At 59.3% G+C, this 23,452-nt stretch carries 25 protein-coding genes and 1 riboswitch; of the genes, 5 read left to right on the top strand and 20 right to left on the bottom strand.

Translation table 11 applies throughout. The annotated features are described in order from the left end of the window. Window positions 1-31: 31 nt before the first annotated feature. Both NAC44_RS10090 and NAC44_RS10085 read right to left on the bottom strand, forming a co-directional pair. Window positions 32-862 carry a hypothetical protein gene (locus NAC44_RS10090; RefSeq protein ID WP_250940344.1) on the bottom strand — a complete coding sequence of 277 codons (831 nt, stop codon included), beginning with the start codon at window positions 860-862 and terminating at the stop codon, window positions 32-34. 159 nt (window positions 863-1,021) lie between these two features. Continuing rightward, window positions 1,022-1,876, bottom strand: coding sequence for a hypothetical protein (locus NAC44_RS10085; protein WP_250940342.1), 855 nt, complete (start codon window positions 1,874-1,876; stop codon window positions 1,022-1,024). On the opposite strand from NAC44_RS10085, the gene NAC44_RS10080 reads away from it, so the two are divergent. Then, entirely contained in the window at window positions 1,859-2,038 is a 180-nt protein-coding gene (locus NAC44_RS10080; RefSeq protein ID WP_250940340.1) for a hypothetical protein, read from the top strand. The genes NAC44_RS10085 and NAC44_RS10080 overlap by 18 nt on opposite strands. 240 nt (window positions 2,039-2,278) lie before the next feature. On the opposite strand, the gene NAC44_RS10075 is transcribed toward NAC44_RS10080, so the two are convergent. Genes NAC44_RS10075 through NAC44_RS10060 form a run of 4 tightly spaced genes read right to left on the bottom strand, consistent with a single transcriptional unit; the run spans window position 2,279 to window position 5,307 of the window. Further along, window positions 2,279-3,292 (bottom strand): LacI family DNA-binding transcriptional regulator, encoded by a 1,014-nt coding sequence (locus NAC44_RS10075; RefSeq protein ID WP_250940338.1) that lies wholly within the window; start codon window positions 3,290-3,292, stop codon window positions 2,279-2,281. 7 nt (window positions 3,293-3,299) lie between these two features. Beyond that, window positions 3,300-3,635, bottom strand: a complete 336-nt coding sequence (locus tag NAC44_RS10070) for a hypothetical protein (RefSeq protein ID WP_250940336.1) — start codon at window positions 3,633-3,635, stop codon at window positions 3,300-3,302. Further along, window positions 3,632-4,528 carry an NAD(P)-dependent oxidoreductase gene (locus tag NAC44_RS10065; RefSeq protein WP_250940334.1) on the bottom strand — a complete coding sequence of 299 codons (897 nt, stop codon included), beginning with the start codon at window positions 4,526-4,528 and terminating at the stop codon, window positions 3,632-3,634. The genes NAC44_RS10070 and NAC44_RS10065 overlap by 4 nt, the downstream gene beginning before the upstream one ends. A 20-nt stretch (window positions 4,529-4,548) precedes the next feature. Further along, a complete protein-coding gene (locus NAC44_RS10060; RefSeq protein WP_250940332.1) occupies window positions 4,549-5,307 on the bottom strand; it encodes an SDR family oxidoreductase in 759 nt (252 codons plus the stop codon). 79 nt (window positions 5,308-5,386) lie between these two features. On the opposite strand from NAC44_RS10060, the gene NAC44_RS10055 reads away from it, so the two are divergent. Beyond that, on the top strand, window positions 5,387-6,415 hold the full coding sequence (locus tag NAC44_RS10055) for an L-idonate 5-dehydrogenase (protein WP_250940330.1): 1,029 nt from the start codon (window positions 5,387-5,389) through the stop codon (window positions 6,413-6,415). A gap of 99 nt (window positions 6,416-6,514) precedes the next feature. On the opposite strand, the gene NAC44_RS10050 is transcribed toward NAC44_RS10055, so the two are convergent. Together NAC44_RS10050 and NAC44_RS10045 are read right to left on the bottom strand one after the other, a co-directional pair. Then, complete coding sequence (locus NAC44_RS10050; protein WP_250940328.1) at window positions 6,515-7,390, bottom strand: NAD(P)-dependent oxidoreductase; 876 nt, start codon at window positions 7,388-7,390, stop codon at window positions 6,515-6,517. Further along, window positions 7,387-7,806, bottom strand: a complete 420-nt coding sequence (locus NAC44_RS10045) for a GlcG/HbpS family heme-binding protein (RefSeq protein WP_250940327.1) — start codon at window positions 7,804-7,806, stop codon at window positions 7,387-7,389. Before NAC44_RS10045 ends, NAC44_RS10050 begins: the two co-directional genes overlap by 4 nt. Window positions 7,807-7,965: 159 nt before the next feature. Here NAC44_RS10045 and NAC44_RS10040 point away from each other — a divergent pair, with 159 nt between their 5' ends. After that, window positions 7,966-8,859: an SMP-30/gluconolactonase/LRE family protein gene (locus NAC44_RS10040; RefSeq protein WP_250940325.1), complete on the top strand. Its 894-nt coding sequence runs from the start codon at window positions 7,966-7,968 to the stop codon at window positions 8,857-8,859. A 19-nt stretch (window positions 8,860-8,878) separates the two neighbouring features. Here the strand turns inward: NAC44_RS10040 and NAC44_RS10035 are convergent, their stop codons facing one another. Continuing rightward, window positions 8,879-10,162, bottom strand: coding sequence for an NAD(P)/FAD-dependent oxidoreductase (locus NAC44_RS10035; RefSeq protein ID WP_250940323.1), 1,284 nt, complete (start codon window positions 10,160-10,162; stop codon window positions 8,879-8,881). A 110-nt stretch (window positions 10,163-10,272) separates the two neighbouring features. Here NAC44_RS10035 and NAC44_RS10030 point away from each other — a divergent pair, with 110 nt between their 5' ends. Both NAC44_RS10030 and NAC44_RS10025 read left to right on the top strand, forming a co-directional pair. Further along, on the top strand, window positions 10,273-11,172 hold the full coding sequence (locus NAC44_RS10030; RefSeq protein ID WP_250940321.1) for a LysR family transcriptional regulator: 900 nt from the start codon (window positions 10,273-10,275) through the stop codon (window positions 11,170-11,172). Window positions 11,173-11,259: 87 nt separating this feature from the next. After that, a riboswitch (FMN riboswitch) is annotated at window positions 11,260-11,408 on the top strand. Between the two features lie 116 nt (window positions 11,409-11,524). Continuing rightward, window positions 11,525-11,998, top strand: coding sequence for a 6,7-dimethyl-8-ribityllumazine synthase (locus tag NAC44_RS10025; protein ID WP_250940318.1), 474 nt, complete (start codon window positions 11,525-11,527; stop codon window positions 11,996-11,998). Between the two features lie 6 nt (window positions 11,999-12,004). On the opposite strand, the gene NAC44_RS10020 is transcribed toward NAC44_RS10025, so the two are convergent. From NAC44_RS10020 to NAC44_RS09965, 11 genes are all read right to left on the bottom strand, one after another. Then, on the bottom strand, window positions 12,005-13,408 hold the full coding sequence (locus tag NAC44_RS10020; protein WP_250940316.1) for a M20 family metallopeptidase: 1,404 nt from the start codon (window positions 13,406-13,408) through the stop codon (window positions 12,005-12,007). 243 nt (window positions 13,409-13,651) lie between these two features. Then, the gene (locus NAC44_RS10015) at window positions 13,652-14,137 is read right to left on the bottom strand and encodes a MarR family winged helix-turn-helix transcriptional regulator (RefSeq protein WP_250940314.1); all 486 of its coding nucleotides are present in this window, start codon (window positions 14,135-14,137) and stop codon (window positions 13,652-13,654) included. Window positions 14,138-14,535: 398 nt separating this feature from the next. Next, window positions 14,536-15,867 carry an MFS transporter gene (locus tag NAC44_RS10005; protein WP_250940312.1) on the bottom strand — a complete coding sequence of 444 codons (1,332 nt, stop codon included), beginning with the start codon at window positions 15,865-15,867 and terminating at the stop codon, window positions 14,536-14,538. A gap of 156 nt (window positions 15,868-16,023) precedes the next feature. Next, entirely contained in the window at window positions 16,024-16,701 is a 678-nt protein-coding gene (locus NAC44_RS10000; RefSeq protein WP_420839919.1) for an RraA family protein, read from the bottom strand. A gap of 21 nt (window positions 16,702-16,722) precedes the next feature. After that, entirely contained in the window at window positions 16,723-17,724 is a 1,002-nt protein-coding gene (locus tag NAC44_RS09995) for a hydroxyacid dehydrogenase (protein WP_250940308.1), read from the bottom strand. A gap of 111 nt (window positions 17,725-17,835) precedes the next feature. Then, entirely contained in the window at window positions 17,836-18,726 is an 891-nt protein-coding gene (locus NAC44_RS09990; protein ID WP_250940306.1) for an ABC transporter permease, read from the bottom strand. After that, the gene (locus NAC44_RS09985) at window positions 18,719-19,549 is read right to left on the bottom strand and encodes an ABC transporter ATP-binding protein (RefSeq protein ID WP_250940304.1); all 831 of its coding nucleotides are present in this window, start codon (window positions 19,547-19,549) and stop codon (window positions 18,719-18,721) included. Before NAC44_RS09985 ends, NAC44_RS09990 begins: the two co-directional genes overlap by 8 nt. Continuing rightward, a complete protein-coding gene (locus tag NAC44_RS09980; RefSeq protein ID WP_250940301.1) occupies window positions 19,549-20,562 on the bottom strand; it encodes an ABC transporter substrate-binding protein in 1,014 nt (337 codons plus the stop codon). The genes NAC44_RS09985 and NAC44_RS09980 overlap by 1 nt, the downstream gene beginning before the upstream one ends. A gap of 132 nt (window positions 20,563-20,694) precedes the next feature. Beyond that, a complete protein-coding gene (locus NAC44_RS09975) occupies window positions 20,695-21,402 on the bottom strand; it encodes an IclR family transcriptional regulator (protein ID WP_250940299.1) in 708 nt (235 codons plus the stop codon). Between the two features lie 39 nt (window positions 21,403-21,441). Continuing rightward, window positions 21,442-22,362 (bottom strand): SMP-30/gluconolactonase/LRE family protein, encoded by a 921-nt coding sequence (locus NAC44_RS09970; protein WP_250940557.1) that lies wholly within the window; start codon window positions 22,360-22,362, stop codon window positions 21,442-21,444. Next, entirely contained in the window at window positions 22,359-23,408 is a 1,050-nt protein-coding gene (locus NAC44_RS09965) for an amidohydrolase family protein (RefSeq protein WP_250940297.1), read from the bottom strand. Before NAC44_RS09965 ends, NAC44_RS09970 begins: the two co-directional genes overlap by 4 nt. Between the last annotated feature and the right edge of the window lie 44 nt (window positions 23,409-23,452).

Genomic DNA, 23,452 nt, shown 5'->3' with positions numbered 1-23,452 from the left:
GTGAGAATGTTTTTGACGTTCATGAAATGCTCTAACGGTTGACCTTCAGTCGAAGATTGACCGCGCGAACAGCGCGATCCAGGCTGGCATGGCCAGTTTCCAGGAGGCGGTCACCACCATCGTGAAGCCAATGGTAATGCAGAACACGCGGATTGATCTCAGCATCGGGCGCAAAACGATCGGACAGATGCAGGGGGAAATTATCTTCAATCATCAGTGGATCAATCTCCAGTCCCAGATCGAGCATGGCCATAGCGAAAGAGATCTGGTCGATGTGGTGTGCATACCCTTCCAGAGCGTTATGGGTAGCGTGAAGGGTGGTTGCGTGTTTTTTCCATGATGCGGCGATTGTGGGAGCCAGGATGGAAGGCAATAGATATAAGCCGCCATTGCAATTGGAAATCCAGGTCGGCGCGTCCTCGCAACTGGTGCGAACAACCGGCTGGTTGCCATTGAGGCCGCAGATTTCACGGGATCGTTCAAGAAAGGCAATCGGTGGATTGGGTAAATCCACGGGCTTGGCACGCACGACCCTTGAACTGGCCTCGCTTTCCAGGGAGTGAAGAAAGGCAAGATCCGTATCGCATAGCGCCACGCAATCCGCACTGCCCAAAGGTAAAGTATCGAGTTGTACCAGTTTGTTGCAGTAAGCGCCGTCAAGAAAGGGTTTCAGATCATGCAACACGATCCCGTATTCGGCCATCGCCTCCGCAAGGCCATGGGTCTGGCGGGCATGAGTGGTCAGGTGCATATGAATATGGTTCGGCTCAACACCTGTTGCGAGAAGGCTGCGCAAAAATATCTGCGCTTGGTCCTGGAATTTTGGCGCTCCGTCGACAACACAGGAATATATCAAACTCATATGGCGCCTTTAAATGTCGATGCCCTTTAGATATTCTCTATATTTTATTGTAAAATAATAGTGGTAATTTTTCATTTTACCGCATGTTTTTCTTGAAAAATTCCACACACCTTTCGGTTGATAATGCCAGTAATAAAAATTCTACATCATCGATTTGTTTTATAACAATATGCCGTATTCACGGCGAAGACACTCCATGCTGTCTGCTGCCAGTTCATGTATACGGTCAAGCACGGTTTGATCAAGCTGTAACGGGGTTTTATAGCCATCTATCAAAGTGTCTAGATCATTAATCAATTTAACGGCGCGCCATTTCTGCTCGACGTCCAGTTGCTGGCGATTGATCTGGCGAAGCAGTGCCACCCCGAATTCTCCGACAGTTCGGTTCTCCTGGCTTTTCTCAGGATCAAGATCAGCAATTGCGAGCGCTTGCAAAATATCTGCGACTGTATGTCCATGATAGGGAAAGGGCCGTACCTTTCCTGCGCCCAAAACGGCTTCGACGGCTCTAATATAGCCGATATAATCGAGGTGAATTGCAAAGCGTGGCTCATCAAGAAGCTCCTGCAAAGATACATCCAGTCCATAGCACGGGCCAAGCCCGTGAGGATTCTTCAGCATCTGAATGTAAAAGCTCCGCGTAAAAGCGACCGGCTCACGAAAAAATGCCCAAAGCTCAACAGGAAAGCGTGCAGCCAGTGTCGCGAGTGCCTGTAAGCCTGCCGGTGAATAATCCCACCAGCGATGAAACAGTCCTTCGGTTGACAGGAGGATCGTATGGGTGTCCGGGCGTGCTTCGGCAAATACTGCGTCCATCATTGTGGAAAAATCGTCAGCCGTGTCTTTCATCAAGTTGCCGACGATCCATTGGTGCTTGTAGGCAGGAGGTTGGGCAATACCTGCTCTCGGATAAAGCACGCCATGTTCCAGAAGGTGCTCTCGATGGTTATGGAGAAAGTTTTGCAGCGCTGTTGTTCCTGTTTTAGGAGTGCCAGCGTGGAAAATGATTCTCAATGCGTCAGTCCTTATCCATTTGAATATGCGGCTCTAGAGCAGTTCCAGGAAAAGTGTGAAACGGTTTTCCGTCCGCAATTGCATAAAAACAAAGAGTTAGAGCGTTTCCGTATTTTCGACGGAAAACCGCTCGGTACTTTTTTCGGGACAATGCTCTATTAAGTTTCTCTACGACTCTCAATGGTTAATTATATCGTAAATAAAACTTCAGGTTTTTGAATTCAAGGAGGTTCAGTCGCTTATTATTATATTTTCATATTTTAAATCGAACTGAAATTATCAAGCAGGTTGCGGCTTATCAGCCTCATGCGCCGAGTTTTGACCCTAAGCCTTTGTTTTGTCGCATGTCCCCTATCATTTCTGGGGGACATGAAACGCGACATGGGTGAGAGTCTGGCTGGCTCACCGGCTGCTCTGCCGCAAGATCAGCTCCGGTACGATCTGGATATTGCGCACGGGCTTTTCCCCGGCCAGAATATCAAGGATCAGCTCGGCGGTCTTCTCACCGATATCGCGGGAAAAGGCGTTGATGGTGGTGAGCGAAGGTACGCAGATCTCGCCGAGGTCGTAATTGCCGAAGCCGCCGATGGCGATGCGGCCGGGCACGTCGATGCCAAGCCTCTGGCATTCGGTGAGCGCGCCGAAAGCGGAGAGGTCGGAGACGCAGATCACCGCCTCCGTATCCGGATAGGTGTCGAGCAGTCGCGCCATGGCGGCAGCCCCTTCGCGCATGGAAATCGGCGGCGTTCCGGCGCCAATCAGCCGTGTATCGTCAAGCCCATGCGCCTGAAGGGCGGCGATAAAGCCGCTGCGACGTTCGCTGCCGCGGGTGTCGCGCCCGGCATCGCCGCCGATAAAGGCCAGTTTGCGATAGCCGACGGCGACAAAATGATCGACCATCTGCCGGATCGCGTCGCTGTTGGAAAACCCGACATAATGGCCGATCGGCTCTGCCGGCACATCCCAGGTCTCGATCACCGGGATCGACACGGTTTCCAGCAGGCGGCGGGCGCGGGCCGTGTGTTTGCCGCCGGTCACGACAATGGCCTGCGGCTTGCGCCGCAACAATTGCTCGATCAGCCTTTCTTCTTCCTGCATGTCGTAATTGGTATAGCCCAGCAGGATTTGCAGGTCGTGTGCCGCCAGCCGGTCGGAAAGGCCACCGACCGTATCGGCAAAATTGGCGTTGTTGATCGAGGGAATGGTGACGGCCACGAAATCGGATTTCTGCGAGCGCAGATTGGCCGCCGTGCTGTCAAACACATAGCCGAGGCGCTCCGCCATCTCCAGCACCGCTTCGCGGGTTTCCTTGCTGATCAGGCTGTCGGCCTTGAAGGCGCGCGACACCGTCATCGGCGACACGCCCATTTCGCGGGCGATATCGACCATGGTTGGCGGTTTGCGCGGCGGGATCATCAGCGCCTCAGCTCAGCGACAGGGCATGGCATTCGGTGACGTGATGATGGATGCGGCCTTCGAAAAACCGCGCCACCACCGATTGCGTCACCGCCCGGGACTGCGCCCTGACCGGGCTTTCCAGCGCTTTTTCCACAGTGGCCAGATCGGGATAATCAATGGCGAGGATCAGCGGAAACTCCGGCGCGCCCTCATCGCGTGCGTCCGAAAAGCTGACGCGAACGGCAAGCGCGCCGGGAAAGGCTTGCCACAGCGGCAGAAGCTCGCTCAAAACGGCATCTCGAAAGGATGCGGTCTCGCCGGGTTTGACCCTTCCCTCAAACATGGCAAAGCGTGTGATCATGGCGTTTCCTCCCCGTTTTCCAGTCTCGGCCCATTGAAAAATTCCATCAGCGCCGCCTGATCTTCCCCCCCAAGACCGGCAGAGGTCAAAAGCCGGTGAATTTCGGCGCAGGCAGCGGTCAGCGGCATGGCGGTGTTGGTCAGCCGGGCCAGATCCTGCACGCCGTTCAAATCCTTGACCATATTGTCGATGCGCCCGGTGCGGCGATAATCCCGGCTTATATAGCGCGGCATATATTCCTGCAAAATGGCGCTGTCGGCGCGTCCGCCCTTGAGCGCCTCAGGGATTTTTGCCGCATCGATCCCGGCATCGAGCGCCAGCCGCGCAGCTTCGGCCACGGCCATGAAATTCAGTGCGCAGAGCACCTGATTGATCAGCTTGGTGGTTTGGCCGGCTCCCGGTGGCCCCATAGGGGTGAAATTGGCGTAAAGGGGCGCAAGCACGCGCCCGGCTTCGGCCACGGCATCCGGCTCGCCACCGGCCATCAGCGTCAGTTCCCCGGTCAGTGCTTTTGGCGCGCCGCCGGAAAGCGGGCTGTCCACCCAGCGCAGCCCGGCGTCCTTTGCCTCTGCCGCCAGCGCCTTTGTCGATTCCGGATCGATGGATGACATGTCGATGATCAGCGTGCCGGGTCGCGCGCCCTTCGCCACGCCGCTCTCACCGAAGACGGCGGCGCGGACGATCTTTCCCGTGTTGAGGCTGAGGATCACCGCATCGGCGGTCTTCGCGGCCTCGGCGGCGCTCGATGCGGATTTTGCCCCTTTCGCCGTCAGTTCCGCCAGTTTCTGCGGGTCGAGATCGAACACCGTCAGGTCATGACCTGTCTCAACCAGCCGTGTGCCGATGGCGCCGCCCATGGCGCCTGCCCCGATCAGTGCCAGTTTTTCCGCCATGCTCTCCTCCCTGATGCTGGTTACAGCGAGACGGTAATCCCGCCATCGACATAGAGAATATGGCCGTTGACGAAGGAAGAAGCATCGGAGGCGAGGAAAATACAGGCGCCCACCAGTTCTTCCACCTTGCCCCAACGGCCTGCGGGCGTGCGCTTTTCCAGCCAGGTGGAAAAGTCCGGATCGGCCACCAGCGCGGCATTGAGCGGCGTGTCGAAATAGCCGGGCGCAATCGCGTTACATTGCAGGCCATGTTTGGCCCAGTCGGTCGCCATGCCCTTGGTCAGATTGCCGACCGCGCCTTTGGTCGCCGTATAGGGGGCGATGGAGGGGCGGGCAAGCGCCGTCTGGACGCTGGCAATGTTGATGATCTTGCCCTGTTTTCGGCCGATCATATGGCGGGCGACAGCCTGACCGACATTGAAGACGCTGGAAATATTGGTGGACAGCAGCCGCTCGAAAGCCTCTGCGGGAAAATCTTCAAGCGGGGTGCGAAACTGCATGCCGGCATTGTTGACCAGAATGTCGATGGCCCCGACCGTGCTTTCAAAGTCGTCAATGGCGGTGCGAACGCCCGCGTGATCGGTCACGTCGAAGGCCAGGCGATGTACCGGGCGGTCGAAGGCTTTCGCGGCCTCGTCCAGCTTGGCGCTGTCGCGGCCATTAAGCAGGATCTCGGCGCCTGCCGCGGCAAGCCCTTTGGCCAGCGCCAGCCCGATGCCCTGCGATGAGCCGGTGACGAGCGCCCGTTTTCCCGATAGTGTGAACAGATCGAGCGACATGTCGTCCTCCCTTTGATCTCGACAATCTCTCTCTTTTGCTTATGTTATCGATAACATTTTGAGTCAAGGGAGGAAAGTCATGAAAGCGATCATCGCCCATGCGGCAAAGGATCTGCGCATCGAAGAGGTTGTGGAGGAAGAGCCGGGACCGGGGGAGGTGAAGCTTGCGCTTGCCACCGGCGGCATTTGCGGCAGCGATCTGCATTATTACAATCACGGCGGCTTTGGCGCGGTGCGGTTGAAACAGCCGATGATCCTCGGGCATGAAGTCAGTGCCTATGTGACGGCGCTGGGTGAGGGGGTCAGCGGGCTTGCGGTGGGGCAATTGGTGGCGGTGTCACCCTCGCGCCCCTGCCGGTCCTGCCGCTATTGTCAGGAGGGGCTTTATAATCAGTGCCTGAATATGCGCTTTTATGGCAGCGCCATGCCTTTTCCGCATATTCAGGGGGCGTTTCGCCAAAGCCTTGTCGCGGACAAGCTGCAATGTGTGCCTGCCGACGGGCTGACACCGGGGGAGGCGGCGATGGCCGAACCGCTGGCGGTAACGCTTCATGCCACACGCCGGGCAGGGCCGATGCTGGGCAAGCGGGTGCTGGTGACCGGCTGCGGGCCGATCGGGGTTCTGTCGATCCTCTCGGCGCGGCGCGCCGGTGCGTCCGAGATTGTCGCGACCGATCTTTCCGCCTTCACCCTGTCTCTGGCAAAACAGGTGGGCGCGGACAGGGTGATCAATATGGCGGAAGAACCGGAGGCGCTGGCCGCCTATGGCGCAGACAAGGGCACGTTCGACGTGCTCTATGAATGCTCCGGCGCGGCCTCGGCGCTGGCTGGCGGCATAGCAGCCCTTCGCCCGCGCGGCATCATCGTCCAGCTTGGCCTTGGCGGGGATATGACCCTGCCGATGATGGCAATCACCTCCAAGGAGCTGGAGCTGCGCGGCTCTTTCCGCTTCCATGAGGAATTTGCCGTGGGCGTCGGGCTGATGCAAAAGGGCCTGATCGATGTGAAACCGCTGATCACCCACACGCTGCCGCTGGATGAGGCCGTCAACGCCTTCGAGATCGCCTCGGACCGCAGCAAAGCAATGAAGGCGCAGATCGTGTTTTAGAGCATTTCACTGTTTCACGGAAACAGCGAAATGCTCTCACTCTTTGTTTTCCGCATGTCCGGACGGAAAACCGTTTCACACTTTTCTCGGGACACTGCTCTAATCTTGCCTCTGCTTCAGCCAGAGATAATAGGCGGCGTGGTCCAGCTCGCCGCCATCATGATTTTTGACGAAATCGTCGAAGCCTGCCTGCACGGTTTGTGACAGCGGCAGAGAGAGCGCATGGGCGTCTGCCACGGCCAGCGCATTGTTCAGGTCTTTCAACTGCGCCACGGAGCGGCCGCCGGGAGTGAAATTGCCGGTCACCATGCGCTCGCCATGCAGGTCAAGAATGCGGCTGTCGGCAAAGCCGCCTTTCAGGGCGCTGCGCAATTGCGCCGGATCGCAGTCTGCGGCTTCGGCCAGCCGGAAGGCTTCCGCCACCGCGCCGATGGTGATGGCGACGATCAGCTGATTGGCGAGCTTGGCCGTCTGGCCGGTGCCGACCGGGCCCATATGGGTTGGGCGTCCCAGTAATTCGAGAACCGGCCATGCGGCCTCCACATCCTCCTCGCGCCCACCGGCAAAGATGGCGAGGCTTTGCGCCTCGGCGCCTTTGACGCCGCCGGACACCGGCGCATCGACGAAACGCCTGCCTCTGGCGCGGGCGTACTCGGCCAGCGCCCGGTCGCAATCCGGCTCCACCGAGGCCATGTTGATGATCAGCGCATGTGGCGCTGCCGCATCGATCACGCCGCCCTCCTGCAAAACCTCTCGGCTGGCCGGGCCATCAAGCAGCATGGAGATGACGATCTCCGCGCCCTCTGCCGCCGCGCGCGGGCTGTCTGCCACCTTTGCCACGTCGGCCAGTGCTTCCGCCTTCTCGCGGGAACGGTTCCAGACGGTGACTTCGTAATATCCTGCCAGATGGCGGGCCATGGGCGCGCCCATCAGGCCGGTTCCGAGAAAGGCCAGTTTCATCATTCCAGAGGTCATGGCAGATCGGCTCCTATGGCTTTCAGTGCTGCAAGCGCCACGGCTTCGTCCTCGGCGCCAGAGCCGGAGCCGACGCCGATGCCGCCGGCAAGCTGACCGGCAAAGCGGATCGGCAAGCCGCCCGGCAGGCCGGTGGCCTCGCCTTGCGTGGCGGCGGCCAGAAGCAGCTTTGCCTCTTCGGCCACGCTTTTGCTGGCGGCATTGAGCGAGGCGGCGGTGCGGGCCTTGGCCAGCGCACTCTTGGCCGACAGGAACCGCGCACCCGCCATGCGGAAGGAGGCCAGCAGCAGCCCGCTTTGATCGACAATGGCGATGCATTGCGGCTGGCCCATGGCCTCTGCCGTCTCGATTGCGGCTTTCAGCATGGTGATCGCCCCCTCGTCGGTCAACACCGTGGATGACTGGAACATGGCCATGATCATCTCCCCTTATTCGTTTCGTGCGTCTTGCCGCAGCCGGTTTTTCGTGACGCTGCTCTTTATGTTATCGATACCATAGAATAGGATCATGAAAAGAGGAAGCTGCGCAGGGCATGAAGTGCTGTGTGCCGGCATGAAAATATCGGGAGGTTCCGCATGTCGTTTTTCGAGGTCGTCGATCCGCAATTTTCGCGCTTTGTCATGGGCAATGCTCCGGTCAAGCAGCTTGCCACCGGCTTTGACTGGGTGGAGGGGCCGGTCTGGTTCGGCGATCTGAACTGCCTGTTGTTTTCCGATATTCCCAACAACCGTATTCTGAGATGGGTGCCGGGCGTGGGCATCAGCCCGTTTCGCGAACCGTCGAATTTCGCCAATGGCCATACGCGTGACCGGCAGGGCAGGCTGGTGAGCTGCGAACATGGCACCCGCCGGGTGACGCGGACGGACTATGACGGCACGATCACCGTGATTGCCGATCATTATCAGGGAAAGCGGCTGAATTCCCCCAATGACGTGATTGTCGCCTCCGATGGGGCGATCTGGTTCAGCGATCCGCATTACGGCATCGCCACCGATTACGAAGGCTATAAAAGCGAGCAGGAACTGCCCTGCAATGTCTATCGTGTCGATGGGCAGACCGGTGAGATCGCCGCCGTTCTGACCGATTTTTATTGCCCGAACGGTCTTGCCTTCAGCCCGGATGAAAAGCGGCTTTATGTGGCCGATACCGGGCGCATGCACAGCGACGATCCGCAGCATATCCGCGTCTTCGATGTCGCAGAGAACGGGCGGCTGACGGGGGGTGCGGTTTTTCACGTGATTTCGCCGGGCTGCGCCGACGGGATGCGGGTGGACAGCGACGGCAATCTCTGGTCGTCGGCCCGCGACGGGGTGCATTGCATTGCCCCCGACGGGCATCTGATGGGCAAAATCCTGGTGCCGGAAACCGTCTCCAACATCTGCTTCGGCGGGCGGGGCAAGCATCGGCTGTTCATCACCGCCACCACCAGCCTCTACGCCGTCTCGCTCAACCGCCGCGGCGCTTTATAAGGATTGCTCAGGGGCCTCATCAAAACCTGGCATCGGCAAAATGGGCAATTTGCGCGCCCGCTTCATAATAGGCCTCCTTGAGCGGCAGAAGCGGAACGGTTTCCGGCTCTGTCACCGGCAAGGGCAGATCGGCCTCGGTGATGGTTCCCAGCACCAGTGCGGCCAGCGTTTTGCCGAAGGTGGTGCCCGGCGCGATGCCGCGGCCATTATAACCGGAAAAGCCAACACAGCGCTCGCCATAGCGGTGAAAACGCGGCACGGCATTGCCTGTCATGCCGATCCAGCCGAACCATTCGGCCTCGAAGGGAATGTCGCCGAGCGCCGGGAACAGCCGTTTCAGGCTGCGTTTCGCCCAGGCGCGGTGCACGGCCGCACCCGTATTGCGCAGCGCTCCGACACTGCCGAACACCAGCCGTCCGGCCTTGTCCATGCGGAAGGAGGAGAGGATTTCCTTCGTATCCCAGCAGCCTTCCAGCCCCGGCAGAATGGACTTTCTGACATTGTCGCCGAGCGGAACCGTGGCGAAATTGAAATAGGGCAGGCGCACCTGCTCCTGCCGCACATGCTGGAAGGGGCCGGTGGAAAAGGCGTCGGTGGCCACGATCACCCAGCGCGCCGTCACCTCCCCGGATGGCGTGGTGATGCGCCAGCTGTCACCGCTTTTCACCGCCGCCGTCACCGGGCTTGCGGTGTAAAGCGCAGCACCGGCGCGGATGGCCGCATGGGCAAGGCCACGGGCATAGGCGAGCGGCTGCAATGTGCCCGCACGCGGATCGAAGAGCGCACCGGCATAGGCGTCTGAGCCCACCCGCCGGGCCGTTTCCGCCGCATCGAGAAGCTCGACCGGTGCGCCACGCGCGCGCCATTGGGCATGGCGGTCCTTCAGTTCGGCCAGTCCCTTCTCGCCGACGGCCAGATGCAGCGTGCCATTGGGCTGCAATTCGCAGTCGATTGCATGTTTTTCGATGATCTCGCGCACCAGAAGCGGGGCCTCGCCCAATTGCTTCAGCGCTCTTTCGCCATGGGTGTCGCCGAGAACGGCGGGAATTTCCTTCGGCATCACCCACATGCCGCCATTGATCAGCCCGACATTGCGGCCAGCCCCGCCAAAGCCCGCTTCCACGGCCTCGATGACGGCAACGGAGACGCCCGCTTCGGCCAGATGCAGCGCCGCCGAAAGCCCGGTATAGCCTGCGCCGACCACCACGACATCCTTGAAAATGCGGTCCGTCAAAGCGGCCGTCTTGGGCGCGGGTGGGGCTGTCTTTTCCCATAGCCCGTGGGAGCGTGGATCGTTGCGCATGAAATTCCCCTGTTTTGTCTGGTTTTAAGAGTGGCGGTGTTGCGTTTCTATCGATGATTTTGCAAGAGTTCTTGTCCTATCGGAATGACCTCCATCAAAATTGATCGTCCATGCAGCCACCGCGCCGTTTTCTTCCCTCCCTCAATCTGCTGTCAGCTTTCGAGGCGGCCGCCAGAACCGGCAGTGTCACGGCGGCGGCGCGGGAGCTCAACCTGACGCAAAGTGCGGTCAGCCGTCAGATCAGGGCGCTGGAAGAGCAATTGGGCGTGGCGCTGTTTCATCGCGAGCGTCAGACCATCAGGCTCTCGCCCGGCGGCGAGGCCTATGCCCGCGACATCCGCGATGCGCTGAGAATGATCAGCACCGCCTCGCTGACGCTGAAGGCCAATCCGCTGGGCGGAACGCTGACCCTTGCTATCCTGCCAACTTTCGGCACGCGCTGGCTTGCACCCCGCCTGCCTGCATTTCTCAAGCAGCATCCTGGCATCACCCTCAATCTGGTGACGAAAATGTCCTATTTCGATTTCCGGCTGGAGCCGGTCGATGCGGCCATTCATTTCGGCCCACCGGTGTGGCAGGGGGCGGAGCTGGCGCTGCTGCGCGGCGAAACCGTGGTACCGGCCTGCAGCCCCGGCCTGCGTGACCTCTATGCATTTCGTCAGGCCGAGGATCTGCGCAAGGCTCCGCTTCTGCATCTTGCCACTCGCCCGGATGCCTGGGAGCGCTGGCTGACCGGCCATGGTGCCGATGCTGAAAGTGTTCGCGGCATGTTGTTCGATCAGTTTGCCACGGCAGCGCAGGCGGCCATGGCGGGCCTGGGCGTGGCGCTTCTGCCGGAGTTTCTGATTGAGGAGGAACTGGCCAGCGGACGATTGGTAAAAGCCCTCGATCGACCGATGAAAAGTGCCGAATCCTATTTTCTGGTCTGGCCGCGCGACCGCGCCACCTATCCGCCGCTTCAGGCTTTCCGGGACTGGCTTCTGGAAGAAACGGCCCCTGAGCGTAGTTGACCCTTGCTGTTGCAGGGCAAAAATCCTGCTTGCGCCGCACGCATTCGGATTTTATGGTGTCGGTCGTTGGCGTTTAAAACGCTGACGACATGTTCTCAGGGCGGGGTGCAATTCCCCACCGGCGGTATGAGGGGAAACCTTCGAGCCCGCGAGCGCCTTGCCTGATGAAGGCAAGGGTCAGCAGATCCGGTGAGAGGCCGGAGCCGACGGTATAGTCCGGATGGAAGAGGACAAGCAGGAAACGCCTCTGGTCTGCAGAGGCGTGGAGGGCCTGTTCGCCCAAGGGAAAGTTGACGTGCGTGTGCACGAAAGCAGGCCGAAATATCGGCCCAACCCTTGAAAGGCTAAAGAAATGACCATAGCAGCAAGACTTGACCGCAGCCGCATCGCCGTGATCCGTGCCCGCTGGCACGCCGATATCGTCGACCGGTGCGTCACCTCCTTCGTCGAGGAATGGAAAGCCCTTGGCGGCAATGCCGAAGAGGTCGACATCATCGACGTGCCCGGCGCGCTGGAAATTCCGCTCCATGCGCAGCTTCTTGCCCGCACCGGCAAATACCGCGCCATTCTCGGTACGGCCTTTGTCGTCGATGGCGGCATCTACCGCCATGATTTCGTTGCAGGAACCGTGCTCGATGCGATGATGCGCGTGCAGCTCGATACCGATGTGCCGGTGCTGTCGGCGGTGCTGACGCCGCACAATTTCCAGGAAAGCGAGGCCCATATCGCCTTCTTCAAGGACCATTTCGTCATCAAGGGCAAGGAAGCCGCCAGCGCCTGCAAGGCGATCCTGAAGGCCCGCGCCGCGGTGATGGCCGAGGTCTGAGCGCGATCAAGGGGCGGCGGATGACTCCGCCGCTTCCTGTTTGAGTCTTGCCGCATTCTCGGCGATATCGAGAAACAGGCCGGTCATCAGCCGCATGCCCTCTTCGGCAATCGGCATCAGCGCATGTTCGTTGGGTCCATGCTGGCCGCATTCGGCATGGGCATGGGGCACCCAGATGGTCGGCAGGCCGAGAATGTCGGTAAAGACGTCATTGGGCAGCGATCCGGCCAGATTGGGCAATACATGCGGCGCCTTGCCCGCCGTGCGGGTCAGGGATTGCTGGACAAACCGTACCCAGGGATGATCCGGCGAAAACCGCGTGGCCGGGAAGACATTGCCGCGGGCAGGTTTGACCTCGACCATGGAAAAGCCATGGGCATCGAGATGGCGGCGCAGCGATGGCAGGATATTGTCCATATCGGTGCCGACGACGAAGCGAAGCTGCAGGGTGGCGCGGGCCGCGCCGGAAATGGCGTTTTGCGGCGCGGCGATATTGCCGGACGACATGGCAAGAACGGCAAGCGAATTCCAGCCAAACACCCGCTCCGATGGCGTCAGCTCCGCCTCGCCCCAATCGGCGTCATGCTTGCGCGGCGGCAGGTCTTTCAGGGCGGCGCGAATATCGGGCGTCAGGCTGGTTGGCCGCCATTCGGGAATGCGGATCTGGCCGCGCTGGTCGGTGAGCGAGGCGATGGCATGGGAAAGAATGATCGCCGGATCGGCGAGCAGCCCGCCGAAATTGCCGGAATGATGGTCACTGTCTCTGAGATTGACCTCAAGATGAAAGGCGAGCCCGCCGCGCGAACCCATGAACATGGTTGGCGTGTCGGCGGCAAGGCGCGGCCCGTCGGAGGCGATCAGCACATCGGCGGCAAGCTTGCCCCGATGGGCCTGGAAGAATTCGCGAAGCCCGTAGGAGCCGGTTTCCTCGGCCATTTCGATGATGATCTTCACATTGAAGCCGAGACGGTCGCGTGCCTTTATCAACAAGCCGAGCGCCTTGATATTGATCAGATGCTGGATCTTGTTGTCGGCGGTGCCGCGTCCGTAAAGCCGCTCGCCCTCCACGGTGAGCGAAAAAGGGGAAAGCCCTTCGCGCCAGCGATGGGCCTCGCCGTTGCAGACATCGCCATGGCCGTAGATGAGAATGGTCGGCAGGCTGGCATCCTCGATGCGGCTGGCGATCAAAAGCGGCGCACCGCCCTCGAGCGGATTGTCGAATGTCTCGGTTTCAAAGCCGAGCGCCGTCAGCATCGGGTCGATTTCTTCTGCGAGATAGGCATAAAGCGCCTCACGCGTGCCCTCTGACTGGCTGACGGAGGCGTGGGCGATCAGTCTGGTGAGGTCGCCAACCAGCCCGCCATCCGTTGCATAATGCGACGCCTGCCGCAGAAGATCGTCTCGTAACATGAAATACCTTCGATCCTGAGAGTTGTATGGCCGATCATTGCCGGTCCATGATCATGAGGTCAATATCACAGGAGGGTGATGTCAGGTTAACATGGGCTGAAAGGCTGACATGACAGCATCTTATGTGCGCTTGATAAAACGCGGGATGCTGTAAGACGTTGAAATCTGATCCTCGCACCAACGCCACAAGTCCCCGCTGACCCTTGACCATGGTCGCGCTTGACGTGGGAGGCACATCGCCTTTCAATCCTCTTCGGACAAATGCCGCTGGGCCGATTCCTTGACCTGGCCGACGTCGGCCAGAAGCCGCTTGAGAACGGCGGGCTCGACTTCGGCCATCATTTCCTTGATCCAGCGCTCATGCGCATCCGCCATCCCTTCGAAATAGGTACGACCCTTTTCGGTGAGGCGGGCGACGGTGACGCGCCTGTCGTCTTCAAGGCGCTCGCGGATGATCGTGCCATCGGCCTCCAGGCGCTCGACGAGACCGGTGACATTGCCGTTGGTCACCATGGTGCGGCTGGAGAGTTCGCCGAGGCGAAGTCCATCCTTTTCGCGATAGAGTTGAGCGAGCAGGTCGAACTGAGGCAGTGTCGCGCCGAATTCACGGCGGAGCCTGCGGCGAATTTCCTGCGACATCAGCTTGGTCGTGGCAAGCAGACGAAGCCAGAGCTTCAGCTCCTGCTTCTTGCCTTCCTGGGCGTCGCTGACAACCAGTTCGAGATCCATCGCTTGTCCATCATGCGCGTGATAAACCGAACCTTACCTGCGGGAAGTGCCAGGCCGCGTCAAGACTTTCCTTGATGTCTGCAGCCATTGCCCCCAAGTCTCGCGGGGGCATCGTAAACTTAACGGATGAAAGGCGAGCGAAGGAGGCCATCCGCAGATACCTCTCATGCTCGGGCAATTTTTTCCCACAGGGTTAATGATGCCAAGGGCAGCCAGCAAATCCTCAACCATTCGCAGGCTGAGAGGGAAACGGTCATACAGCCACCCGGTGTGAGCAATGACTTCAGCAAGCTGCTATGGCGGCGGCGCGTTGGCGCCGCCTCAAGCCTTGCTTGAGTTGACGCCATACATAGCGCGGGCGCGGTCTGCGTGTATAGCGTCGCTTCGGAACGTCCTGCTCACGCGTGGCTCACGCCCTGCACAGACAGTTTCCAAGAACCATTCATCTTCAGCACAAGAACGGCACCGATCAGCGAAACCGCGGCCACAGGCAACAATGCCAGTCCATGGCTTCCGGTTGCGTCCAGCAGGCTGCCATAGACATTGACCATCACCCCCCCACCAATGAGGTTTGAGATCGCGTTGATCATGGCAATACCGATGGCGACTTGCGCGGCGCCGAGAGTGCTTGACGACAGCGACCAGAAGGGGCCCTTGAAGGAATAGGCGCCAACCAGCACGCAACTCAGAAGCACGATCGTTCCGGCCAGAGAATGGATGGCGAAGACTGCGGTGAAGCCCAGCGTGATCATGAGAAGAGCCAATGCCGTATGCCAGCGCCGTTCGCCGGTTCGATCGGAGTGGCGGCCCCAGAGCACCATGAGCACGCAGGCCAGGCCATAGGGAATGGCGTTGATGAGTCCTGTTTGGAAATTGCTGAGGCCGAACGACTTCAAAAACTGTGGCTGCCATACGCTGAGAACCGAGCCGGCGGCGGAGGCTCCGGAGCAGGCAACCGCCATGGCCCACACATAGGGGTTGCGCAGGAGCACGCCGAACGACCCCCAACCCAGAGCTTTCTTGGCGGTGCCAGCGTTACCACCATTTTCCTTGCGGAGTTCATCGACCAGCCACTGGCGTTCCGCATCGGACAACCACTTCGCCGTTTCGGGCTTATCCGTCAGAATCAGAAGGCATATCACGCCCAGCACAACTGTCGGCAATCCCTCAAGAATGAATAGCCATTGCCACCCCTTCAGCCCCATTAGTCCATCGAGGTTCAGCAAGAGCCCACCCGTCGGAGAACCAATGAAGGTCGCTGCGGGAATGGAAATCCCGAAGATCGCAATATAGCGGCCCCGATAGCGTGACGGCAGCCAATAGGTGAGAAACAGCAATACACCGGGGAAGAAGCCGGCCTCGGCAGCACCGAGTAAAAATCGCATGATGTAGAAGGATGTCTCGCCCTGCACGAAGGCCATGGCAGCCGAAATCAGCCCCCAGGTGATCATGATCCGGGCGATCCAGATGCGTGCGCCGAAACGCTGAAGCGCCATATTGCTGGGCACTTCCATCAGAAAATAGGAAATGAAGAAAAGGCTGGCCCCAAAACCGAAGGCCTGCTTTGTCATGTTCAGGTCCTTCACCATCTGCAAAGATGCCATGCCGACATTGGCGCGATCAAGGATGGCAAAGAGATAGCTGATCATCATCAAAGGCACGATACGCCAGACGATCCGGCGCATGGTGGAACGTTCAAGTGGCGATACGCTTTGCTGTTGTGCGGGCATGGCCCCCTCCCTTAAAACACTATAGGCGTCTTGCTCCGCCGGCGTGACACGCCGGCGGGGTCTCTTCTTTCACGATGTTTTTTTGAACGTGCCCTGCACCTTCGAACACTATCCAACAGCTGGCATTCGGCGTGAACAGGGAAAAGCGAACACAGTTCAGACGGCGATTTCGCAGCCGAGTTTGTTCAGCGTCGCGTCAACCCAGGCTCGCTCATTCTTGCCAATCTTGATGTTGGCCATCTGCGCCGTTTCGGCCTGATGTTTCTTCGTCGCTGCCGCAAAGATTGCCTCGGCAGCATCGATAGGCACTGACAGCACACCATCGGCATCGCCACAGATCAGATCACCGGGATGAATGACCATGCCGTTCAGTGAAATCGGGACATTCACCTCGCCCGGACCATCCTTGTAGGGGCCGCGGTGGGTCACGCCGGCAGCAAAGACCGGGAAGCTGCCCGCCTGCAGTTCGGCGCTGTCGCGGATTGCACCGAAAATGACGATACCGCCGAGGCCACGCTGAGCAGCATGCGCAACCATGAGCTCGCCGATAATGGCGTTGGTCAGATCACCGCCCGCATCCACCACCACGATATCGCCCGGCTCGGCTATGTCGAGCGCCTTGTGAACCATGAGGTTGTCGCCGGGACGAGCTTTGACGGTAACGGCCGCACCGGTCATCGTTCCGCCGGTATAGTAGGGGCGCAGCGCAGGCCCCGCCGCCGTCATGCGCGACATCACGTCGCTGACATTGGCAACGGGCAAGGCGCGAAAAGCCTCAACCCATTTTGCCTCGATTTTCCGCTCACGCTTGCAGACGCGAAATCCGATCATAATAGTCTCCTTATACGAATAGGGTCAGGCTGCTGCCGTCAGATTGGTGTTCGCCAGCGCGCGGCTGTCATAGCCGCGGCCCTCCAGCACACCGATGATGTGGGTGGCGCTCTGAACCGCCATGTTGCGCAGTGCAGAGCGGCTTGCGCCGCCGACATGCGGTGTGGCGATCAGGTTCGGCAGGCTCCAGAGTTCGCTGTCGCGTGCCGGTGGCTCCTCCTCGAAACTGTCAAGCGCAGCACCGGCAATGGTATTGGCACGAAGCGCCGTCACCAGTGCGGCCTGATCCACGACCGCGCCGCGTGCGGTATTGATCAGAAATGCGCCGGGTTTCATCAGAGAGAGCCGGGCGGCATTGATGAGATGATGCGTCTCGGGCATCAGCGGGCAGTGCAGGCTCACAACATCAGCCGTTGCGAGGATCGCATCGAGATCGCGGCTGACCGTGAACTCAGCGGTATCCTGCGCGAAGGGATCGTAAGCGATGACCTGCATGCCAAGCGCCCGCGCCAGGACTGCCGCCCGATGGCCGATCTCGCCAAAGCCGACGACGCCGAAAACCGCGCCAGCCAGATCGCGCCCGACATAGCTCGACTTCGGCCACTCGCCCGCCTTGACCTGCCGGTCGAGCAGCGACACATCCTTCATCACTGTCACGGTGAGCGTGATCGCGAGTTCCGCTACCGATTGTGCATTGGCAGCCAATGCTCTCAAGACCGGCACGCCCCTGTCCGAGGCGGCAGCGAGATCGATGTTGTCCACCCCGCTGCCATGCTTTGCGATGACCTTCAGGCGCGGTGAGGCATTGATGACCTCCCGATCAATTTTCCCCTGGCGAACGAGGATGGCATCGATCTCGTTTTCTCGCGCCAAGGCCGCCAGTTGCTGCGAGGTCGAATAGGGTGGGGCATACAAGGCCTCGACCTGATGTTTCTGTAAGAGACTTTCGGCTTCCGGGACGAGTTGCGCTCCCGTCACCATGACACGCGCCTTTTTTGCCGAAGTTGTCTGGCTATTCAAACTCATGGAAGAAGCCTCATAGGATATTCAAGTGATCTGATGATTGGGCATGGGAAAGCGTTCGCCTGACCTACATGACCAGACTGCAGCTTTCCGGGAGACGAAGAGACGGCGGAACTAGCCGTACTGGGTGCCCCATTTGCGAACGGTGAGGATTTCGATCGTGCGGAACACGAGGCCTTCCACGACAAGCCCGATGACGATGACCGTCAGCAAGCCGGAAAAGACGCCCGCAGTTTCCAGCGCATTGCGGGATTCGAAGATGTACCAGCCAAGTCCGGCGGAATTGCCCGAAACGCCAAAAACCAGTTCGGCGGCAATCAGGGTACGCCATGCGAAGGCCCAACCGATCTTCAACCCTGCCAGAATCGACGGAAAGGCCGCCGGAATGAGGATGAAGAACACCATCCGCAAACCGCCAAGTCCGTAATTGCGTCCCGCCATGCGCTGGGTCTGACTCACGGACAGAAATCCGCTGAATGTATTCAACGACACCGCCCAGAGCACGGAATGGACGATGACGAAGATGATGCTGCTGGTGCCAAGGCCAAACCACAGCAACGCCAGCGGCAGCACGGCAATCGCCGGAAGCGGATTGAACATCGCCGTCAGCGTGGCGAGCAAATCGGTTCCGAACCGGGTCGAGATGGCAAGGGTCGTCATCACGGCGGCGAGCAGGATCGCGACAGAATAACCCGACACCAGAATCTTGAGAGAGGTGATGGCCGCCGAAGGCAGACGCCCCGACAGAATGTCGGCCCAAAGGGTCGTGATCGTATCGGTAAAGGACGGAAACATCAGCGGATTGCCCAGATATCGGGCGTAGGCTTCCCAAACGATGCACAGGCCGACAAGCACGAGGGCTCGTCGAAAACCGGTAATGTTGAACAGCATCTCTACAAAGCCGACATCCTGCTGGACACGGCCGATCTGCGCGATGTCGAGAACCTGGTACTCGTGGTCCGGCCGTGCCGGAAGCTGCGGTTGTGCCGACATGACATTACTCATGGGCGACCTCCTGGTCTCCGAAGAGCATCTGGTTGATCTTGCGATTGAAGGCCATGAAATCGGCGTCGCCCTGATGGCTGTGGCCGTAGGCGCTTGCGTCAAGTTCCGCGCGGACCTGACCGGGATGCGGCGACAGGACCAGGATGCGGGAACCGACGATGATCGCCTCTTCGATGGAGTGCGTGACGAACAGCAAGGTGAACCGCACGTCGTCCCACAATTCGAGCAGCTCCTCCTGCATCCGCCGGCGCGTCAAAGCGTCGAGAGCAGCGAAGGGCTCATCCATCAACAGCATCTGCGGTTCCATGGCCAGCGCCCGTGCAATCGCCACGCGCTGCTTCATGCCACCCGACAGCATGTGCGGATAGGAGTTTTCAAATTTCGACAATCCGACCTTGGCAATGACCTTGCGGGCGCGGTCGCGGATGTCCGAACCTGGGAAGCGGGACGTGCGCTTCATCGGAAACATGACATTGTCGATGACCGTCATCCACGGCATCAGCTGATCGAACTCCTGGAATACCATCATTCGATCTGGCCCGGGCCCCTGAACGGTCTTGCCGTTCAGGCTGATCTTGCCTTCGACGGGAGGTAAAAACCCGGCGACGCTCTTCAGCAATGTGGATTTGCCGCAGCCGGACGGGCCAAGCAGAATGAACCGGTCATTTTTCAAGACATTGAAGCTGACCCTGTAGGTTGCGGTCAAAATCGCTGCACCGGTCTTGTATTGGAGCGTCACCCCGTCAACGGAGAGAAGCGGATCTGCCGCACTGTTCACAGCACCTGCCTCCAGAGGGGCTTTGGGATTGAGCACGACGTTCATCAGCTGCCATTCCCCTCAGCGATCGGATCAAAGAACATCTCCCTCCAGCTCGCAGGAGCCTGCTTGATGCTACCCGTACTGGCCAGGAAATTCGCGAACATCTGCATGCCGCGGGGTTCAGTGGTGAAGACCTGCCCCCTGATGGCCGCCTCGGCTTCATCGTTCGAGAGGCTCGTCTTTTCGACCGATCTGTAGATTTCGGCGGCCTGCTTGGGGTCGCGCTTGATCAGATCCATCGCTTCCTTCAGCGCATCGACAATGGTGACAACGGCTTTCGGATTGGTGTCAGCAAATTTTTTCGTCGAGGCAAGCAAGGCACCCGAATAAGGGCCACCGACAATCTCCTGGCCATCGATGACCTTGTAGCATTTACCGGATGCTTCGAGGGTGCTGATAAACGGAGGTGCCGCAAAATAAAGCGTAATGTCGGTTCTCGAAATCAGGGCGGCGGTCGCATCGGGGTGGGGAAGCTGGACCATTTGCTTGTCAAAGCGGTTGACCTGACCTTTGCCAAAAGCCTTTTCCGCTGCCATTTGCAGCATGATCGCCTGTGGGGAGGTCGTGGCCGTCACCGCAATGCGATCCGTGGGACGGATGTCCTTGATCGACTTCACCGCCGGATCATTGGAGTAGAGGGCCAGCACCGCCTCATTGCAGGCTGCAATTCCCTTCAGGTCATAGGATCCCTTCGTCTTGGCCCAGGCGGCAATCAGAGCCGTTGTTCCATAGGCTCCCACATCAAGGCTGCCGCTGAAAATGCCATCATTGATGACGGGAGAACCGCTGACGCGCTGAATTTGAAAGGCAACGTCGTCAATGCCATTCTTTGCGGCGTGCTTTTTGAAAAACGACAACTGGTCTGCCACCGTTGTCGCCAGATGGCTGGTGCCAAACTGGATAGCGATCTTGATGAGCTTCTTTTCCTGCGCACGCGCAATCGCCGGTGCGCCAAGCGCAGACAGTAAGCCCATCCCTCCGAAGGCAAGCGCTCTTCTTCTTGTCACGGAAATCATAAATTCCTCCACATGCCGAGGAACAGGCCGTCATTCTCCTCCGACGACCGCATTCCTGCATTCCACGAGGAAGGCATAACATTTCGAAACGCCGTTGCAAATATAAAATGCAACGGCGTTTCATTATTTTCGTCAGTGGTCGCCGCCGAGCGAGCGCGTCAGGCCATTGGCCAGTTGAAACAGTCTCTCACGCACCTCACCAGCGGTCTCTGCCGTCAGGCGAGACGCCGGCCCCGAGATCGCCAATGCCCCGAGAAGCCTTTGTCCGGCACCGAAAACAGGCGTCGCCATCGACGCGACATGCGGATCTGTTACACCGTTGGAGTAGATCGGGACCTCCTCGAGCGTGGCCAGGTCTCGACCTTCCACTTCAAAGCGCCGCAGGACCTGCGCAATGGACGATCCGTCCATGGGTCTCAAATCCCCCGGCCTGACATGCATGCGCAGGGGCGAAGGCGAATCATGCCGGAAAAGGCAGAGCCGTTGGTCGCCACGGCGAATGTAAAAGGAAGCGGTTTCACCCGATATCGTGACGAGTTTCTCCAGAACAGGCGTCACCTCCGATTCCAGGGCGTAGGACTGGAGATAAGCGGAGCCAAGCCGGGCAATCTCCGTTCCGAGCCGATAGCGGCCATCCGGCATGCGCTCCACCAAACCAAAACTCTGCAGGGAAACGCACATGCGCATGATGGTTGTCTTGACCAGCCCCGTGCGCTTCGTCAGTTCCGCCAGTTCCAGCGCATCATCGCCGCGCTGGAAGGCTGTCAGAACCGTCAGCAGGCGGTCGGCCGCGGCCACGCCTTTGACACTCGAAGATGCGTTTTCATTGTCGTCGATCATTTCATTCCCACTCACCGGTCATCATACGGGATTGATACCTCAACGGCCGCTATCGAACAATTCCGCACCTCGGATCGGCAGCTCGGCACGCAGAATGCTCCCGGACTGGGATTCGGTGATGTAGACCGTGCTTGGGTTCAACGGATCGAATGCCAGGTTTGTCGTTGAAATTCCGGCAGACGACACGATTCGATGCAGCGGCTCGCCATATCGCGACACATGCCAGATCGACCCGAAGCCGGTATGTGCCACGAGAATCTCGCCCTCGTCCGACTGCGCCAATCCGTCCGGGCCGCCCATGCCGCCATGGAGCTGCAGGAAGACACCCACTTTGGTCGCGACACCGTCATGCAGTGGTGCACGCCAGATCTGCTGGGTCCTCGTGACCGCCACGAAAAGCGAACTCATGTCTTTGGAAATCAGGATTCCGTTGGGGCTCGGCACATTCGACAGAAGACAATCGAGTCTGCCGTCCTTCGAATAGCGGAAGACCCGGCCGCTCGGATCCTGCAGTCCGCTCTGCCCCTGATCCGTAAAGTAGAGATCGCCATTGGCGGCGAAGACGAGATCATTCACGCCCTTGAAGCCCTCGGACCGGTAGTCCTGAAGAAGCGGCGTTACGTGCCCGGTCGCGATGTCCAGCAGCATGATGCCGTTCTTGTAGTCCGCAATAACGATCTGGCTCTCATTGAAGAACTTCATCCCGTTTGGCCAGCCATCATATTCCGTGACAAGTTCCCACGTCCCTGCCCGTGAGATACGGAAGATGCGTCCGTAAGGTATGTCCGTGACGTAAAGGCTTCCCTGTCTGTCGAAGCAGGGACCCTCAAGGAATGAATGCACCTCCTGCCCGGACCGGTTCACATCGGCCCATCGCGTCCGGCGCGGGGTTCTGAACATCTCCGGCAATGTCGTGAAAATCTCGGTCGATACGATCGGTGGTGGAGCGAAAAACATCAGTGCTGATCCTCTGGCTGGACAGGAAGGGCGTAGACACGGGCAGCCGTGGTAAAAAACAGGTCGAGCCGTTCCGCTTCGCTGTAGCTCTGCGTCATCCGCTTGAATGCATTCCAGAGAACGCCGTAGGACACCATGCCCTTGTCAACCGGAAAGTTGCTCTCGAACATGCAGCGTTTGGGACCGAAGAGCTCTATCACGCGCTCAAAATAGGGCGCCCATGCCTTGGCCAGCAATTCGGAAGATGGAGGAACCGGCTCGCTGTGAAATTCGAAACCGCCTACCCGCATCGCCAAGCCGCCAAGCTTGACGAAGACGTTGGGCAGGTTTGCGATTTGCGTCATCGACGCCGCCCATTCCGCAAACACCTCTTCACGCCTGCCGGCATAGGGTCCAACGCCCAGGGGGCCGCCAAGATGATCCAGAATGATCATGGTGTCCGGGCAATGCCGCGCCAGCGCGTAAACCTCATCAAGCTGCGTATGGTAGACCCAAACATCCAGAGTGAACCCACGCTGACCTAGCAGGCTTGCGCTGGTGCGGAACTTTTCCTCGAGAAGGAGCCCTTTGACGGGAGGGATCGGATTGGACGAAATCGCGGCATCCTCATGCCAGGCCGTCTGGTTTCGAACACCGCGAAAGCGTCCGCCGCCTGCCGCAACCAGCCTGTCGAGGATAGCCTCCGCCCGCTCAGGTTGCATGAGGTCGCAAAAGCCGATAATGCCCGCACATGCGCGCAGACGGCTATAAACGCCGGACGCGGATTGGGCGGCGATGCCATTGGCGAACTCAACCTCCCCAATTGGTCTGAGAGACGGGTCGGCTTCATCGGAATTATACATCGACCTGCTTTGGATAAAAACGGTCGCAAGGACGTTATGCCCCTGATTGGCGTCGTCCAGCAGTTCCGCAAACAGATAGCGCTGGCCCGGACGATCCCACAAATGATGATGGGCATCCACGATCGGCAACTGCGGAAATAGAGGCTCTTCGCGCCTGAGCGCCAGCCAGCTTTCGACGACGGGAATATGCGGGGAATCCTTGGACATCGTGCCTCCTCACTTTTCCATTGTGCGGCGCAACAACTTCAAGT

Source organism: Allorhizobium sonneratiae (assembly GCF_023700755.1).
Taxonomy (GTDB): Bacteria; Pseudomonadota; Alphaproteobacteria; order Rhizobiales; family Rhizobiaceae; genus Allorhizobium; species Allorhizobium sonneratiae.
The sequence above is the reverse complement of the archived record's forward strand: the minus strand, read 5'-3'. Positions and strand labels throughout refer to the sequence as shown.

Coding starts and splice junctions, on each gene's coding strand:
- NAC44_RS10090 (WP_250940344.1), bottom strand. CDS start 862: ATGAGTTTGATATATTCCTGTGTTGTCGACGGAGCGCCAAAATTCCAG.
- NAC44_RS10075 (WP_250940338.1), bottom strand. CDS start 3,292: ATGATCCCGCCGCGCAAACCGCCAACCATGGTCGATATCGCCCGCGAA.
- NAC44_RS10070 (WP_250940336.1), bottom strand. CDS start 3,635: ATGATCACACGCTTTGCCATGTTTGAGGGAAGGGTCAAACCCGGCGAG.
- NAC44_RS10065 (WP_250940334.1), bottom strand. CDS start 4,528: ATGGCGGAAAAACTGGCACTGATCGGGGCAGGCGCCATGGGCGGCGCC.
- NAC44_RS10060 (WP_250940332.1), bottom strand. CDS start 5,307: ATGTCGCTCGATCTGTTCACACTATCGGGAAAACGGGCGCTCGTCACC.
- NAC44_RS10055 (WP_250940330.1), top strand. CDS start 5,387: ATGAAAGCGATCATCGCCCATGCGGCAAAGGATCTGCGCATCGAAGAG.
- NAC44_RS10050 (WP_250940328.1), bottom strand. CDS start 7,390: ATGACCTCTGGAATGATGAAACTGGCCTTTCTCGGAACCGGCCTGATG.
- NAC44_RS10045 (WP_250940327.1), bottom strand. CDS start 7,806: ATGGCCATGTTCCAGTCATCCACGGTGTTGACCGACGAGGGGGCGATC.
- NAC44_RS10040 (WP_250940325.1), top strand. CDS start 7,966: ATGTCGTTTTTCGAGGTCGTCGATCCGCAATTTTCGCGCTTTGTCATG.
- NAC44_RS10035 (WP_250940323.1), bottom strand. CDS start 10,162: ATGCGCAACGATCCACGCTCCCACGGGCTATGGGAAAAGACAGCCCCA.
- NAC44_RS10030 (WP_250940321.1), top strand. CDS start 10,273: ATGCAGCCACCGCGCCGTTTTCTTCCCTCCCTCAATCTGCTGTCAGCT.
- NAC44_RS10025 (WP_250940318.1), top strand. CDS start 11,525: ATGACCATAGCAGCAAGACTTGACCGCAGCCGCATCGCCGTGATCCGT.
- NAC44_RS10020 (WP_250940316.1), bottom strand. CDS start 13,408: ATGTTACGAGACGATCTTCTGCGGCAGGCGTCGCATTATGCAACGGAT.
- NAC44_RS10015 (WP_250940314.1), bottom strand. CDS start 14,137: ATGGATCTCGAACTGGTTGTCAGCGACGCCCAGGAAGGCAAGAAGCAG.
- NAC44_RS10005 (WP_250940312.1), bottom strand. CDS start 15,867: ATGCCCGCACAACAGCAAAGCGTATCGCCACTTGAACGTTCCACCATG.
- NAC44_RS09995 (WP_250940308.1), bottom strand. CDS start 17,724: ATGAGTTTGAATAGCCAGACAACTTCGGCAAAAAAGGCGCGTGTCATG.
- NAC44_RS09990 (WP_250940306.1), bottom strand. CDS start 18,726: ATGAGTAATGTCATGTCGGCACAACCGCAGCTTCCGGCACGGCCGGAC.
- NAC44_RS09985 (WP_250940304.1), bottom strand. CDS start 19,549: ATGAACGTCGTGCTCAATCCCAAAGCCCCTCTGGAGGCAGGTGCTGTG.
- NAC44_RS09980 (WP_250940301.1), bottom strand. CDS start 20,562: ATGATTTCCGTGACAAGAAGAAGAGCGCTTGCCTTCGGAGGGATGGGC.
- NAC44_RS09975 (WP_250940299.1), bottom strand. CDS start 21,402: ATGATCGACGACAATGAAAACGCATCTTCGAGTGTCAAAGGCGTGGCC.
- NAC44_RS09965 (WP_250940297.1), bottom strand. CDS start 23,408: ATGTCCAAGGATTCCCCGCATATTCCCGTCGTCGAAAGCTGGCTGGCG.